Origin of the sequence: Streptomyces sp. NPDC005799 (assembly GCF_040630525.1) — a bacterium.
In the GTDB taxonomy this organism is placed as follows: domain Bacteria; phylum Actinomycetota; class Actinomycetes; order Streptomycetales; family Streptomycetaceae; genus Streptomyces; species Streptomyces griseorubiginosus_B.
On record NZ_JBEXXQ010000026.1, the window covers coordinates 1 to 15,087 of the forward strand.

Genomic DNA, 15,087 nt, shown 5'->3' on the forward strand with positions numbered 1-15,087 from the left:
GGGCCCCCCGCCCCCGCCGCCGCCCGGGGGGGGGCGGGGGGGGGGGCCCCCCCCCCCCCCCCACCGGCCCCCCCCGGCCCGCGCCACCGGGCCCCGCCCCCCCCCCGACGGGGGAGCGGGTGGTGACGGACGGCAAGTACGTCACCGCGGCCGGGGTCTCCTCCGGCATCGACATGGGCCTCGCCCTGCTGGGCCGTATCGCCGGTGACTTCGTCGCGCAGGCCGTGCAGCTCGGGATCGAGTACGACCCGCAGCCGCCCTACGACGCGGGCTCCCCGCACAAGGCGCCCGCGGACGTCGTCGGACTCATGCGCTCACGCAGCCGGTTCATCCTCGGCCAGGAGCCGACCACGTGAAGCGCGGCTGACGGCGTTCCAGGAACGCGGCGACCCCCTCCTCGGTGTCGCCGCCGGCGCGGGCCTGCTCGCTCCAGTGCGCGTCCCGGTCGGTCCGCCCGCTGACGAACTCCTTCGCCGCGGCCTGTGTCAGCTGCGAGCGGGAGACCAGGATCCGGGTGAACTCCGCTACCCGCTTGGCGAGTTCGCCCTCGGGCAACACCTCGTCCACCAGGCCGGTGCGCAGCGCCCGCCCGGTGTCGATCAACTCTCCGGAGAACAACAGGTACTTGGCGGTCGCCGGTCCCACCAGCGACACCAACCGCCGGGTGGAGGAGGCCGGATACACGATCCCGAGCTTCGCCGGCGTCACCCCGAACAGCGCGCCCTCCATGGCGAACCGCAGATCGCAGGCGCCCGCCAGCTGCGCCCCGCCGCCCACGCAGTGCCCGCGGATCGCGGCCAGGGTCGGCTTGGGAAACGCCGCCAGGGCCTCCTCCGCCCGCACCGCGAGCCGCTGTGCCTCCTCCGGCGACTCCCGCAGCGTGGAGATGTCGGCCCCGGCGCAGAACGTCCCGCCCTCTCCCGTGAGCACCAGCGCACGGACCTCCGGGTCGGCGGCGAGGGTGTCGAGCAGCGGCGGCAGGGCCGCCCACATCGCCGCCGTCATGGCGTTGCGCTTCGCCGGATGACGGATGACGACCGTGGCGACCGCGTCGGCGACGGTGTGCAGCAGCTGGGGCTCCATGGCCGGATGCTAACCGGCACGCCGTGTGCGTGATCAAGAAGGGATCGGCGAGAGTTACGACACCCTGGGGCGACAGGAGCGGTCCGAGAACCGCCCGGCTCGCGCGCGGACGGTCACGAACGCTCGATAGTCGCTGACTTCTGTTCAGTACTCGGGAGCGATGCGTTTCGTTACCAACACTCGACGTGTGGTGACAATCGAGCGCGAGGGTGGCGACCGGACGATGGAGAACCACGGGGGCGGGTCCGGTCCAAAGCCGCCGGATCCACTGCCCTACGAGGGCGTCTGGCGGTTCACCGCCCCCGCCGTGGACGCGTCGGTCCCGCAGGCCCGGCACGCTGTGCGGGACCTGCTGCACCGCCAGGGCGTACCCGTCTCCGACGATCTGGCGCACGGTCTGCTGCTCATCGTCTCGGAGCTGGTCACGAACGCCGTCAAACACGCGGCGCTGCTGTCGCCGATGCTCGCCGTGGAGGTCGCCGTCGGGGCCGAGTGGGTGCGGGTGTCCGTGGAGGACAACCATCCCTACCGTCCCACCGCCCTGGAGGCGGACCACGGGCAGACCGGTGGCCGGGGTCTGCTGCTGGTCCGCGAGGTCGCCCGGGAGGCGGGCGGGGTGTGCGACGTCGAGCACACGGCGGGCGGCGGCAAGGTGATCTGGGCCGCCCTGCCGCTCAAGCCCCTGCGGGTGCCCTGACGGGCGTCACCAGCCGGCCGACGGGCCCGTCAGCTCCCTGATCGCCGGGCGGGCCGCGTCGAGCACGGTCATGAACCAGGACGAGAAGGTGTCCTTGGCGTGCCGTTCGGCCAGCTCGGCGGGGGTCACGAAGGCGGTCTCGCCGACCTCCTCCGGATCGGGCCGCAGCGGGGACTGCACCATGCCGACGAACAGGTGGTTGTACTCCTGCTCGACCAGGCCCGAGTCCGGGTCCGGGTGGTTGTAGCGCACCGTGCCCGCCTCCGCGAGCAGCGACGGGGAGACCCCCAGCTCCTCGAACGTCCGCCGGGCCGCCGCCGCGAAGGGGGCCTCTCCGGGGTAGGGATGGCCGCAGCAGGTGTTGGACCACACACCGGGGGAGTGGTACTTGCCGAGCGCCCGCTGCTGCAGCAGCAGCCGGCCGTGCTCGTCGAAGAGGAAGACGGAGAAGGCGCGGTGCAGCCGGCCCGGTGGCTGGTGGGCGGCGAGCTTCTCCGCGGTGCCGATCGTGACGCCGTCCTCGTCGACCAGTTCCAGCAGGATCGCGTCTGCGGTGCCGTTCGACGGACTGTGCGTCGCGGTGGCAGGTGTGATCGGCATACCCATCCTTCGCATCGGTCTTCGCGCCCCAAGTGTGCCGCACGAATCCGGCACTCCCGGCACTTCCCGGCACGCCCGCATGTCCCGCGCGCTCCGCGGGCCACGGCCGTCACCGGTCGACGCCGGACGAGGGGCCCGGTAGGTGATCGTGCCCGGTGCGGTCGGCGGGGAACCGTCCGGGGTGGGGCTGTGGGGCTTAGGGGTCCTTTCACTATGCCCGTCCGGGTCGCGCGGTCTGGCACCGCACCTCGCCGCGTTGCCGAAACGCCCACGTGGCTCCTCCCCCACTCTCGGCTTCGCTCGAGCGGGGGACCCCATCGAGGGCGCTCCGGCGCCTTGCGATGCACGGCACCAGACCACGCGACCTCATCGGACGCTCATAGTGAAAGGAACCCTTAAGGACGCGCGTGCGCGCCGGATGGCTGCGTTCCGCTCCGGGGGCGCACCACCGGCCTCAGTGGCACGGCCCGCCTCGTGTTCCGCATGGCCGGCCGGTTCCCGCTGGAAGGTGCGGCGCAGACGAGTCGGAGGCCGGTTCATGCGCCGTGGTGGTGCTGCCAGCCCCGCCAGGCGGACTCCACCATCTCCCGCACCCCGAGCCGGGCCGTCCAGTCCAGTTCCTGTGCGGCCCGCGCGGCGGAGGCGACGGCGCGAGGCGCGTCGCCGGGGCGGCGGCCCTCGACCACCGGGGCGCGGTCGTCGCCGGTCACCTCGCCGATGACGGTGATCAGCTCGCGCACGGAAACGCCCTCGCCGCGACCGATGTTGACCGTCAGATCGCCGCTCGCGCCCGCCTCCAGGCGGCGCGCCGCGGCCAGATGCGCCTCCGCGAGGTCGGCGACATGGATGTAGTCGCGGACGCAGGTGCCGTCCGGTGTCGGGTAGTCGGCGCCGAAGATCCGCGGGGCCTCGTCACGGGTGAGCCGGTCGAAGACCATCGGCACGATGTTGAAGACACCCGTGTCGGCCAGCTCGGGCGCGGCGGACCCCGCGACGTTGAAGTAGCGCAGGCACACCGTCGCGATGTCGTGCGCCCGGCCCGCCGCCCGCACCAGCCACTCACCGGTGAGCTTGGTCTCGCCGTAGGGGTTCACCGGGGCGCACGGGGTGTCCTCCGTGATCAGCTCCACGTCCGGGTCGCCGTACACGGCCGCCGAGGAGGAGAACAGGAACCGGCTGATCCCCGCCTCCGCGGTCGCCTCCAGGAGCCTCGCGAGTCCGCCGACGTTCTCCTCGTAGTAACGGGTGGGCCGCGCCACCGACTCGGCGACCTGCTTGCGCGCGGCGAGATGGACGACGCCCGTCACGTCGTACTCGGCGAACACCCGCTTGAGAAGGGAGGGTTCGTGCGCCGATCCCTCGACGAGCGGGACGTGGGCCGGCAGCCGCTCGGGGTACCCGGCCGAGAGGTCGTCGAGGGCGACGACCGTGTCCCCGGCCCCGGCCATCGCCCGCGCCACATGGGCCCCGATGTATCCCGCCCCGCCTGTGATCAGCCATGTCATGGACGCCCACCCTATGCCGAGGCCGCGGGGGCGAACCCGATGTCCGGGATGCCCGGTCTGCGAAGCGCGGTTTGTGGGCAGGACCCCGGATCACCGATGATGATCGCGGCAAAGGCCGGGGGAGAGGGCGTTGATCGGCTCATGAACGGCCGGTGAACGGCGTACTCCGGGCATCCGATAGCCTCTGCCGACATGCCGCCCGCCTGGTGCCGCCAAGGGGCGCCCCACCCGTGCACATGACCGGCGCCCCGCGTCGGCACCCAGGGAGTGAGTTCGGTTGTCGACCGCCATCCTCACCGGTCAGCCGGTCCCCGGATCGTCGATCGAGGGCGATCTGCGGTCCCTCGGCTTCGACGTACGGACCGCCGTCGACGCCGCCGACGCCGAGCGACTCGTCGCCCAGGCGCCGCACGACCAGCGGGTGGCCCTCGTCGACGCCCGCTTCGTCGGCCATCCGCACGCCCTGCGCCTCGGTCTGACCGACCCGCGCTTCGCCCTCGCCGCCGTCCCCGGCGCCGTCACCGCACAGCCCGAGGGCCGGGCGACCCTCATCAGAGCCCTGGCCGAGGAGAACTCGACGGGCGGCGGGGCCGCGGTGAACTCCACCGGCGGCGGTACGGCCCTGGCCGTGGACAGCCTCCCCGACCGTGTCGTCACCGCCCTGGCCGACGACGGCACCGAGGTGCACCGCCCCGAACTCGGCAGCCTGGTCGCCGCCGTCCCCGCCGACCCGCAGGACCGCAACGAAGCACGGCAGGCCGTCGCCGCCGTCGACGACGAGGCCGTACGCCTGAAGTCGGCCGTGAAGTCCCGGGACGGCTTCTTCACCACCTTCTTCATCAGTCCCTACTCCCGCTACATCGCCCGCTGGTGCGCCCGCCGCGGACTGACCCCCAACCAGGTCACCACCGCCTCCCTGCTCACCGCGCTGATCGCGGCGGGGTGCGCGGCCACCGGCACCCGGCCCGGGTTCGTCGCGGCCGGCGTCCTGCTGATCGCGTCCTTCGTACTGGACTGCACCGACGGCCAGTTGGCCCGCTACTCCCTGCAGTACTCCACGCTGGGCGCCTGGTTGGACGCCACCTTCGACCGGATCAAGGAGTACGCGTACTACGCGGGGCTCGCGCTGGGAGCGGCCCGCAACGGCGACGACGTATGGGCGTTGGCCCTCGGCGCGATGGTCCTGCAGACCTGCCGGCACGTCGTGGACTTCTCCTTCAACGAGGCCAACCACGACGCCACCGCCAACACCAGCCCCACGGCGGCTCTTTCGGGCAAGCTCGACGGCGTCGGCTGGACGGTGTGGGCACGGCGCATGATCGTGCTGCCGATCGGCGAGCGCTGGGCGATGATCGCGGTCCTCACGGCGGCCACGACTCCCCGGATCACCTTCTACGCCCTGCTCGTCGGCTGCGCGTTCGCGGCGACCTACACCACGGCGGGCCGGGTGCTGCGGTCGCTGACGCGCAAGGCACGGCGCACCGACCGGGCCGCGCGGGCGCTGGCGGACCTCGCGGACAGCGGGCCCCTCGCCGGACTGACGGCACGGGTCGCCCCCCGCGTCCCCGCGCCCGTAAGTGCCGTCGCCGGCGGTCTCCTCGTAGTGATCTCCGCCGCACTCCGGGGCGCCGCCTGGCCCACCGCACTGGCCGCCGCCGGCTACGTCCTGCTCTCCGCCGCCGCCGTCTCCCGTCCCCTCAAAGGCGCCCTCGACTGGCTCGTTCCCCCCGTCCTCCGCGCCGCCGAGTACGGCACCGTCCTGGTGCTGGCGGCCGAATCCGGGGTAAACGGAGTGCTGCCCGCGGCTTTCGGGCTGGTGGCCGCCGTCGCCTACCATCACTACGACACGGTGTACCGCATCCGTGGCAACGCCGGAGCGCCCCCGGCCTGGCTGGTGCGCGCCGTCGGGGGACACGAGGGACGGACGCTGCTCGTCACGGTCCTGGCCGCCGCGCTCACCGCCTCGCAGTTCAAGGTCGCGCTCACGGTCCTCGCCGTGGCCGTCGCCCTGGTGGTGCTCGTCGAGAGCATCCGCTTCTGGGTGTCCGCTGGGGCGCCCGCCGTACACGACGAAGGAGAAACCGCATGATCGGCCTCGTGCTGGCGGCGGGCGCCGGGCGGCGTCTGCGCCCCTACACCGACAGCCTGCCCAAGGCGCTGGTGCCGGTGGGGCCCGCGGGCATAGAGGACTCGATCACGGTGCTCGACCTGACCCTCGGCAACTTCGCCGAGATCGGCCTGAAAGAGGTCGCCGTCATCGTCGGTTACCGCAAGGAGGCCGTGTACGAGCGCAAGGCGGCCCTGGAGCAGAAGTACGGCCTCAAGCTCACCCTCATCGACAACGACAAGGCCGAGGAGTGGAACAACGCCTACTCCCTGTGGTGCGGCCGTGACGCCCTCAAGGACGGGGTGATCCTCGCCAACGGCGACACGGTCCACCCCGTCTCCGTCGAGAGGACCCTGCTCGCCGCGCGCGGCGAGGGCCGGCGCATCATCCTGGCCCTGGACACCGTGAAGAACCTCGCCGACGAGGAGATGAAGGTCGTCGTCGACCCTGACAAGGGCATGACGAGGATCACCAAGCTGATGGACCCCGCCGAGGCCACCGGCGAGTACATCGGCGTCACCCTCATCGAGGGCGACGCCGCACCGGAGCTGGCCGACGCCCTGAAGACCGTCTGGGAGAGCGACCCGCAGCAGTTCTACGAGCACGGGTACCAGGACCTCGTGAACCGCGGCTTCCGGATCGACGTGGCGCCGATCGGCGACGTCAAGTGGGTCGAGATCGACAACCACGACGATCTCGCCCGCGGACGGGAGATCGCGTGCCAGTACTGACGAGGCTGATTCCCTCACCGGTCGTCGTGGACATCCGCGCGGGTGCCCTCGACGACCTGGCCTGTGTGCTCGCCGACGAGCGCATCTCGCACTCCGGCAGGCTGGCGGTCGCCGTCAGCGGCGGCTCCGGGGCCCGGCTGCGCGAGCGGCTGGAGCCCTCACTGCCCGGCGCCACCTGGTACGAGGTCGGCGGGGGCACCCTCGACGACGCGATCCGGCTGGCCGGCGAGATGAAGGCCGGCCACTACGACGCCGTCGTCGGGCTCGGCGGCGGCAAGATCATCGACTGTGCCAAGTTCGCCGCGGCGCGGATTGGGCTGCCCCTGGTCGCCGTACCGACGAACCTGGCGCACGACGGTCTGTGCTCGCCCGTCGCCACCCTCGACAACGACGCCGGCCGCGGATCGTACGGCGTGCCCAACCCGATAGCGGCCGTCATCGACCTCGACGTCATCCGCGAGGCCCCGGTGCGGTTCGTGCGCGCGGGCATCGGCGACGCGATCTCCAACATCAACGCGATCGCCGACTGGGAGCTGGCCAACCGGGTCAAGGGCGAGAAGATCGACGGTCTCGCCGCGGCCATGGCCCGCCAGGCCGGCGAGGCGGTGCTCAGGCACCCGGGCGGAGTCGGTGACAACGGCTTCCTCCAGGTGCTCGCGGAGGCGCTGGTCCTCACCGGTGTGGCCATGTCCATCTCGGGCGACTCACGCCCCGCGTCGGGCTCGTGTCACGAGATCAACCACGCCTTCGACCTGCTGTATCCCAAGCGCGCGGCGAGCCATGGCGAGCAGTGCGGCCTCGGTGCCGCCTTCGCGATGTTCCTGCGGGGCGCGCACGAGGAGTCGGCCGACATGGCCGAGGTGCTGCGCAGGCACGGGCTTCCGGTGCTGCCGGAGGAGATCGGCTTCACGGTGGACGAGTTCGTCCGCGCCGTGGAGTTCGCGCCGGAGACCCGGCCCGGCCGCTACACCATCCTCGAACACCTCGACCTCACAACCGACCAGATCAAGGACATCTACGCCGACTATGTCAAGGCCATCGGTAGCTGAACTCCGTCCGGTCGTCCACCCCGCTGGGGTCAAGGACCGGCGCAGCGGTGAGCACTGGATGGGACGCCTCTACATGCGTGAGGTGTCCCTGCGGATCGACCGCTACCTGGTGAACACCAGGGTCACGCCCAACCAGCTCACGTACCTGATGACCGTCTTCGGCGTGCTCGCGGCCCCGGCGCTCCTGGTGCCGGGGATCCCGGGCGCCGTGCTCGGCGTGTTCTGCGTCCAGATGTATCTGCTGCTGGACTGCGTCGACGGCGAGATCGCGCGCTGGAAGAAGCAGTACTCCCTCAACGGTGTCTACCTCGACCGGGTCGGCGCCTACCTCACCGACGCCGCCGTGCTCGTCGGCTTCGGGCTGCGCGCCGCCGACCTGTGGGGCAGTGGCCGTATCGACTGGCTGTGGGCGTTCCTCGGCACGCTGGCCGCGCTCGGCGCCATCCTGATCAAGGCCGAGACCGACCTGGTCCAGGTCGCCCGGCACCAGGGCGGTCTGCCGCCGGTCAAGGAGGCGGCCGCCGAGATGCGTTCCTCCGGCATGGCACTGGCCCGCCGGGCCGCCGCGGCCTTCAAGTTCCACCGGCTGATCCTCGGTATCGAGGCGTCCCTGCTGATCCTGGTGCTGGCGGTCGTCGACCAGGCGCGCGGCGACCTGTTCTTCTCCCGGCTCGGGGTGGCCGTCCTGGCCGGCGTCGCCCTGCTGCAGACCCTGCTGCACCTGGTGTCCATCCTCGCCTCCAGCAGGCTGAAGTGAGCGGCATGAAGGTCGGCGCGGTCATCATCACGATGGGCAACCGCCCCGACGAACTCCGCGCCCTGCTCGACTCGGTCGCCAAGCAGGACGGCGATCCGGTCGAGGTGGTCGTGGTCGGCAACGGCTCGCCCGTGCCGGAGGTCCCGGACGGCGTCCGGACGATAGAGCTGCCCGAGAACCTCGGCATCCCCGGCGGCCGCAACGTCGGCATCGAGGCCTTCGGCCCCGGCGGCCGCGACGTCGACATATTGATGTTCCTCGACGACGACGGCCTGCTCGCGGGCCACGACACCGCCGAGCTGTGCCGGCAGGCCTTCGCGGCCGACCCGAGGCTCGGCATCGTCAGCTTCCGCATCGCCGACCCCGACACCGGGGTCACCCAGCGCCGGCACGTCCCGCGGCTGCGTGCCGCCGACCCGATGCGCTCCTCCCGGGTCACCACCTTCCTCGGCGGCGCCAACGCCGTCCGCACCCGGGTCTTCGCCGAGGTCGGCGGACTGCCGGACGAGTTCTTCTACGCCCACGAGGAGACCGACCTCGCCTGGCGGGCCCTCGACGCGGGCTGGATGATCGACTACCGGTCCGACATGGTGCTGTACCACCCCACGACCACCCCCTCGCGGCACGCGGTCTACCACCGCATGGTCGCCCGCAACCGGGTCTGGCTCGCCCGCCGCAACCTCCCCGCGCCCCTCGTCCCGGTCTACCTCGGGGTGTGGATGCTGCTCACCCTGGTCCGCCGCCCCTCGCGGCCCGCGCTGCGGGCCTGGTTCGGCGGGTTCCGGGAGGGCTGGAGCACCCCGTGCGGCCCGCGCCGGCCCATGAAGTGGCGTACCGTGTGGCGGCTGACCCGACTGGGCCGGCCCCCTGTGATCTGACAAGCTCGTTCCTGAGGAGCGGGCGTTCCCGAGAGCGTTCGGGCCCCATCGGGGTACCGGGCTGATGACGTGCCCGCACAGGCCGGGCATCACGAAGACGAAGGTTATCCACCAGTGAGTGAGACAACGCACGACGACAGGGTCGCCCTCGGCGCGGCCGTGTCGCCCGACGAGGGCCTCCCGGCGAGCCGGCTCGCCGCACGGTACGGGCTGAGCGTGAGCGGCGCCCGCCCCTCCCTCGCCGAGTACGTCCGCCAGCTCTGGGACCGGCGTCACTTCATCATGGCCTTCTCCCGCGCGAAGCTGACCGCGCAGTACAGCCAGGCGAAGCTGGGCCAGCTGTGGCAGGTGGCGACCCCGCTGCTGAACGCCGCGGTGTACTTCTTCATCTTCGGTCTGATCCTCAAGGCGAACCGCGGTCTGCCGCGCGACGTCTACATCCCGTTCCTGGTGACGGGCGTGTTCGTGTTCACCTTCACGCAGAGCTCGGTGATGGCGGGCGTGCGGGCGATCTCCGGCAACCTCGGCCTGGTGCGGGCGCTGCACTTCCCGCGCGCCTCGCTGCCGATCTCCTTCGCCCTGCAGCAGCTCCAGCAGTTGCTCTTCTCGATGATCGTGCTGTTCGCGGTGGCCGCCGGCTTCGGCAGCCTGCCGGACCTGTCCTGGTTGCTGATCGTCCCGGTGCTGGCACTGCAGTTCCTCTTCAACACCGGGCTCGCGCTGATCATGGCCCGGGCGGGCGCCAAGACCCCCGACCTCGCGCAGCTCATGCCGTTCGTGATGCGGACGTGGATGTACGCGTCCGGCGTGATGTTCTCCATCCCCGTCATGCTGGCCGACAAGCCGCAGTGGCTGGCGAACGTCCTGCAGTGGAACCCCACCGCGATCTACATGGACCTGATGCGCTTCGCCCTGATCGACGGCTACGGCGCCGAGAACCTGCCCGACCACGTCTGGGCGGTCGCCGGCGGCTGGGCCGCGCTGTTCGCCCTGGGCGGCTTCGTGTACTTCTGGAAGGCGGAGGAGAGGTACGGCCGTGGCTGAGCCGAGCACCGAGCAGCAGGGGGAGCGGATCCCCACCGTCATCGCGGACGAGCTGCACATCGTCTACCGCGTGCACGGCGCCAAGACCGGCAAGGGCAGTGCCACCGCCGCCCTCAGCCGCATCCTCAAGCGTGGCGAGGAGCGCGGGGTGCGCAAGGTGCACGCCGTCAAGGGCGTCTCCTTCGTCGCCTACCGCGGGGAGGCCGTCGGCCTGATCGGCTCCAACGGCTCCGGCAAGTCGACCCTGCTGCGCGCCATCGCCGGGCTGCTGCCCGCCGAGAGCGGCAAGGTGTACACCAACGGCCAGCCGTCCCTGCTGGGCGTGAACGCGGCCCTGATGAACGACCTGACGGGCGAGCGGAACGTCATCCTCGGCGGCCTCGCCATGGGTATGTCCCGCGAGCAGGTCAGGGAGCGTTACCAGGAGATCGTCGACTTCTCGGGCATCAACGAGAAGGGCGACTTCATCACCCTGCCGATGCGGACCTACTCCTCCGGTATGGCGGCCCGGCTGCGCTTCTCCATCGCCGCCGCCAAGGACCACGACGTCCTCATGATCGACGAGGCACTGGCCACCGGCGACCGCAAGTTCCAGAAGCGCTCCGAGGGACGCATCCGCGAGCTGCGCAAGAAGGCCGGCACGGTGTTCCTGGTCAGCCACAACAACAACTCGATCCGCGACACCTGCGACCGGGTGCTGTGGCTGGAACGCGGCGAGCTGCGCATGGACGGACCGACCGAAGAGGTCCTCAAGGAGTACGAGAAGTTCACGGGCAAGTAGTCCACTTCCGCCTGGACACAACTGCCAGACGGATCGCCGGGCCCCGCCGCAACCCCAGCGGCGGGGCCCGGCGTCTGCAAAGGAAACGTCAACTCGGGCTCGCCTTAGGAATCTTGACACCAATCGGTGTGTTGTTGTGATGTGCAGGACACCCCAGGGAAGCTCGCTGCGTTGTACAACGTAAGCTGTACCGGTCCCGAAACGCGGCAAAGTGGGGCGATAATGCGCGACACCCTCAAGCGGGACAGTCGCACGGACGGCCGGGCGGCGTGTCCGAAATAGTGTGTATTGGGTCAGCGGTGTAGAACGGGAGATGTGACGGCAATGGCTACGGAAACTCCCCAGCTCAACGCAGCAGCCTGTGCCGTCCCCGCCCCGGGCAGCGAGCGGTGACGGGAACCGGCACGTCGCGCTCTTTCGACACGGAGCGCGGCACGCTCGACAAGGCCGCGGGCGAGAACTTCCCCGTGGCCCCCTTCTTCCTGCCCCGGGCCTGGCGAGACGACCTCATGGCCGTGTACGGCTTCGCGCGCCTCGTCGACGACATCGGCGACGGTGACCTCGCCCCCGGCGGCGCCGACGCCAGGCTGCTCGGCGTGTCGCCTGCCGACGCCGAGGACCGGCTGCTCCTCCTGGACGCCTTCGAGGCCGACCTGGACCGCGTCTTCTCCGGGGAACCCCGCCACCCCCTCCTGCGCCGGCTGCGGCCCACGGTCCGCCGCCGCTCGCTCACCCCCGAGCCCTTTCGCGCACTGATCGCCGCCAACCGCCAGGACCAGCTGGTCAGCCGCTACGAGACCTACGACGACCTGCTCGCCTATTGCGAACTGTCGGCCAACCCCGTCGGCCGTCTGGTGCTGTCCGTCACCGGCACCTCGACGCCCGAGCGTATCCGCCTCTCCGACGCGATCTGCACCGCACTCCAGATCGTCGAACACCTGCAGGACGTGGCCGAGGACCTGGGTCGCGACCGTATCTATCTGCCCGCCGAGGACATGAAGCGGTTCCATGTCCAGGAGGCGGATCTCGCCACGGCCACCGCGGGCGCATCGGTGCGCGCACTGGTCGCATACGAAGCAGAACGCGCCCGCGTTCTCCTGAATGAAGGCGCTCCCCTGGTGGGTAGCGTCCAGGGCAGGCTGAAGCTGCTGCTCGCGGGGTTCGTGGCGGGGGGAAGGGCGGCGGTCCGCGCGATCGCCGCCGCCGAATACGACGTACTTCCCGGCCCGCCCAAGCCCGGCAAGGTCCAGCTGCTGCGCGAGGTGGGCGTGACTCTGCGAGGAGAGGGGTGATCCGGAGCGTGGAGTTCGAACAACACGTGTCCGCACCGGTACTCGCCGCCTACCGCTACTGCGAGGCCGTCACCGGACATCAGGCGCGCAACTTCGCGTACGGCATCAGACTGCTGCCGACGCCGAAGCGGCGTGCGATGTCGGCGCTGTACGCGTTCTCCAGGCGCGTCGACGACATCGGCGACGGTGACCTGGCGGACGAGGTCAAGGCGGCGAGACTCGAGGACACCCGGGCGCTGCTGACCCGGGTGCGCGAGGGGGAGGTCGCCGAGGACGACATCGATCCCGTCGCGGTCGCCCTCGCGCACGCCGCCGAGGCCTTCCCGGTCCCGCTCGGCGGCCTGGACGAGCTGATCGACGGCGTGCTGATGGACGTGCGCGGCGAGACCTACGAGACCTGGGACGACCTGAAGGTCTACTGCCGGTGTGTCGCGGGCGCGATCGGCCGCCTCTCGCTCGGCGTGTTCGGTACGGAACCGGGGGCGCGCGGCGCCGAGCGCGCCCCGGAGTACGCGGACACCCTGGGCCTCGCGCTGCAGCTGACGAACATCCTCAGAGACATCCGCGAGGACGCCGAGGGCGGCCGCACCTATCTGCCCTCCGACGATCTCGCGAAGTTCGGCTGCTCGGCCGGGTTCGACGGCCCGACCCCGCCGGAGGGCTCCGACTTCGCGGGCCTCGTGCACTTCGAGGTGCGCCGGGCCCGCGCCCTTTTCGCCGAGGGCTACCGGCTGCTGCCCATGCTCGACCGGCGCAGCGGCGCCTGTGTCGCCGCCATGGCCGGCATCTACCGCCGGCTGCTCGACCGCATCGAGCGCGACCCGGAGGCCGTGCTGCGCGGCCGGGTCTCGCTGCCCGGCCGGGAGAAGGCCTACGTCGCCGTGCGCGGGCTGTCCGGCCTGGACGCCCGGAACGTGACACGGCGGACCGTCAGGAGGCGCGCCTGATGGACAATCCGGTCCAAGGTGATGCGGGCGGAGAAAAGCGGCACGCAACCCTCCGCCGGGAGACGGCGTCCCTGACTGCGACGGCCGACCGTGCACGGTTCCAGCACGGCGGTCGCGCAGGGGAGGGCGCACGATGAACGACGGCACGCGGTCCGAGGGACTGGTCGCCGACATCCCGGGACGACCCGGGCGGGACGCCGTCGTGATCGGCGCCGGTCTCGCCGGCATCACCGCTGCCCTCGCCCTCGCCGACGCCGGCGTACGCGTCACCCTGCTCGAAGGCAGGCCGCGCCTGGGCGGGCTCGCCTTCTCCTTCCAGCGCGGCGACCTGACCGTCGACAACGGACAGCACGTCTATCTGCGCTGCTGCACCGCCTACCGCTGGTTCCTCGACCGGATCGAGGCGACGGCGCTCGCACCGCTGCAGGAACGTCTCGACGTGCCGGTGCTCGACCTCGCGAAGCCCGAAGGACGGCGGCTGGGCAGGCTGCGGCGCGACGCCCTGCCGGTGCCGCTGCACCTGGGGCGCAGCCTGGCGACGTATCCGCATCTCTCGCTCGCCGAGCGCGCCAGGGTGGGCCGTGCCGCGCTCGCGCTCAAGGGGCTCGACCTCGCCGATCCGACCCTGGACACGCAGGACTTCGGCAGCTGGCTGACCGCGCACGGTCAGTCGGCGCGTGCCGTCGAGGCCCTGTGGGACCTGGTCGGGGTCGCCACCCTCAACGCGGTCGCGGGCGACGCCTCGCTGGGGCTCGCCGCGATGGTGTTCAAGACCGGTCTGCTGTCCGACCCGGGAGCGGCCGACATCGGATGGGCTCGCGTCCCGCTGGGCGAACTGCACGACCGGCTGGCCCGCAAGGCGCTCGACTCCGCGGGCGTGCGTACCGAGGTCCGTACACGCGTCACCTCCATCTCTACTGACGAGAACGGGAACCCGCGCGTTCAGGTTCCCGGCGAGACGTTCACACCGGACGCCGTCGTGCTCGCCGTACCCCAGCGCGAGGCGCATGACCTGCTGCCCGAGGGCGCGCTCGACGCTCCGGAAAATCTTCTGCGCATCGGCACCGCGCCCATCCTCAACGTCCATGTCGTCTACGACCGCAAGGTGCTCACGAAGCCCTTCTTCGCGGCCCTCGGCAGCCCGGTGCAGTGGGTCTTCGACCGCACCGACGCCTCCGGGCTGCGCGAGGGCCAGTACCTCGCGCTGTCGCAGTCGGCGGCACGGGACGAGATCGACGAACCGGTCGCGGCGCTGCGCGAGCGCTACCTGCCCGAACTGGAGCGACTGCTTCCGGGTACCCGCGGCGCCGTGGTGCGGGACTTCTTCGTGACCAGGGAGCGCACGGCGACGTTCGCTCCGACCCCCGGCGTCGGACGGCTGCGGCCCGGCGCCCGTACGAAAGCCCCCGGCCTCTACCTGGCCGGAGCGTGGACCGCCACCGGGTGGCCCGCGACCATGGAGAGTGCGGTCCGCAGCGGTGTGAGCGCGGCGGACGCCGCGCTCACCGCCCTGGGCCGGCCCCGCCCCCGCCACCTCTTCGACTTCGAGGAGGCGGCCTGATGCTCGACCAGCACGCGGCAGGCGGCCCCCGCACCCCCGGTACCGCAACAAGAGG

Annotated in this window: 15 protein-coding genes and 1 pseudogene; 13 read left to right on the forward strand and 3 right to left on the reverse strand. The window is 71.5% G+C overall.

Going from position 1 to position 15,087, the window contains the following annotated elements:
* Positions 1-104: 104 nt before the first annotated feature.
* Positions 105-356 (forward strand): annotated as a pseudogene (locus tag ABZ453_RS24830) (DJ-1/PfpI family protein); the annotation flags it as partial.
* Here ABZ453_RS24830 and ABZ453_RS24835 read toward each other — a convergent pair.
* Positions 328-1,083, reverse strand: coding sequence for an enoyl-CoA hydratase-related protein (locus ABZ453_RS24835; protein ID WP_359017806.1), 756 nt, complete (start codon positions 1,081-1,083; stop codon positions 328-330). The pseudogene ABZ453_RS24830 and the gene ABZ453_RS24835 overlap by 29 nt on opposite strands.
* Positions 1,084-1,306: 223 nt before the next feature.
* Here ABZ453_RS24835 and ABZ453_RS24840 point away from each other — a divergent pair, with 223 nt between their 5' ends.
* Complete coding sequence (locus tag ABZ453_RS24840; protein WP_359018033.1) at positions 1,307-1,780, forward strand: ATP-binding protein; 474 nt, start codon at positions 1,307-1,309, stop codon at positions 1,778-1,780.
* Between the two features lie 6 nt (positions 1,781-1,786).
* Here the strand turns inward: ABZ453_RS24840 and idi are convergent, their stop codons facing one another.
* On the reverse strand, positions 1,787-2,380 hold the full coding sequence (gene idi / locus ABZ453_RS24845; protein ID WP_356766717.1) for an isopentenyl-diphosphate Delta-isomerase: 594 nt from the start codon (positions 2,378-2,380) through the stop codon (positions 1,787-1,789).
* 536 nt (positions 2,381-2,916) lie between these two features.
* Positions 2,917-3,885, reverse strand: coding sequence for a UDP-glucose 4-epimerase GalE (galE, locus tag ABZ453_RS24850; RefSeq protein ID WP_359017809.1), 969 nt, complete (start codon positions 3,883-3,885; stop codon positions 2,917-2,919).
* Between the two features lie 277 nt (positions 3,886-4,162).
* On the opposite strand from galE, the gene ABZ453_RS24855 reads away from it, so the two are divergent.
* The 11 genes from ABZ453_RS24855 to hpnE all read left to right on the forward strand — a co-directional run bounded on the left by ABZ453_RS24855 (position 4,163) and on the right by hpnE (position 15,032).
* Positions 4,163-5,974, forward strand: coding sequence for a DUF5941 domain-containing protein (locus tag ABZ453_RS24855; RefSeq protein ID WP_359017811.1), 1,812 nt, complete (start codon positions 4,163-4,165; stop codon positions 5,972-5,974).
* Positions 5,971-6,723, forward strand: coding sequence for a phosphocholine cytidylyltransferase family protein (locus ABZ453_RS24860; RefSeq protein WP_359017813.1), 753 nt, complete (start codon positions 5,971-5,973; stop codon positions 6,721-6,723). Before ABZ453_RS24855 ends, ABZ453_RS24860 begins: the two co-directional genes overlap by 4 nt.
* Positions 6,711-7,772, forward strand: coding sequence for an iron-containing alcohol dehydrogenase family protein (locus ABZ453_RS24865; RefSeq protein WP_359017815.1), 1,062 nt, complete (start codon positions 6,711-6,713; stop codon positions 7,770-7,772). Before ABZ453_RS24860 ends, ABZ453_RS24865 begins: the two co-directional genes overlap by 13 nt.
* Positions 7,750-8,529, forward strand: coding sequence for a CDP-alcohol phosphatidyltransferase family protein (locus ABZ453_RS24870; protein ID WP_359017817.1), 780 nt, complete (start codon positions 7,750-7,752; stop codon positions 8,527-8,529). The genes ABZ453_RS24865 and ABZ453_RS24870 overlap by 23 nt, the downstream gene beginning before the upstream one ends.
* A gap of 5 nt (positions 8,530-8,534) precedes the next feature.
* On the forward strand, positions 8,535-9,407 hold the full coding sequence (locus ABZ453_RS24875; RefSeq protein ID WP_359018034.1) for a glycosyltransferase family 2 protein: 873 nt from the start codon (positions 8,535-8,537) through the stop codon (positions 9,405-9,407).
* A gap of 114 nt (positions 9,408-9,521) precedes the next feature.
* A complete protein-coding gene (locus ABZ453_RS24880; RefSeq protein ID WP_359017819.1) occupies positions 9,522-10,451 on the forward strand; it encodes an ABC transporter permease in 930 nt (309 codons plus the stop codon).
* Positions 10,444-11,232 (forward strand): ABC transporter ATP-binding protein, encoded by a 789-nt coding sequence (locus ABZ453_RS24885; RefSeq protein ID WP_359017821.1) that lies wholly within the window; start codon positions 10,444-10,446, stop codon positions 11,230-11,232. Before ABZ453_RS24880 ends, ABZ453_RS24885 begins: the two co-directional genes overlap by 8 nt.
* Before the next feature lie 389 nt (positions 11,233-11,621).
* On the forward strand, positions 11,622-12,524 hold the full coding sequence (gene hpnC, locus ABZ453_RS24890) for a squalene synthase HpnC (protein ID WP_359017823.1): 903 nt from the start codon (positions 11,622-11,624) through the stop codon (positions 12,522-12,524).
* Positions 12,521-13,471 (forward strand): presqualene diphosphate synthase HpnD, encoded by a 951-nt coding sequence (gene hpnD, locus ABZ453_RS24895; protein WP_359017825.1) that lies wholly within the window; start codon positions 12,521-12,523, stop codon positions 13,469-13,471. Before hpnC ends, hpnD begins: the two co-directional genes overlap by 4 nt.
* The gene (locus ABZ453_RS24900; RefSeq protein ID WP_359017827.1) at positions 13,471-13,608 is read left to right on the forward strand and encodes a DUF6380 family protein; all 138 of its coding nucleotides are present in this window, start codon (positions 13,471-13,473) and stop codon (positions 13,606-13,608) included. Before hpnD ends, ABZ453_RS24900 begins: the two co-directional genes overlap by 1 nt.
* Positions 13,605-15,032: a hydroxysqualene dehydroxylase HpnE gene (gene hpnE / locus ABZ453_RS24905; protein WP_359017829.1), complete on the forward strand. Its 1,428-nt coding sequence runs from the start codon at positions 13,605-13,607 to the stop codon at positions 15,030-15,032. The genes ABZ453_RS24900 and hpnE overlap by 4 nt, the downstream gene beginning before the upstream one ends.
* Positions 15,033-15,087: the final 55 nt, after the last annotated feature.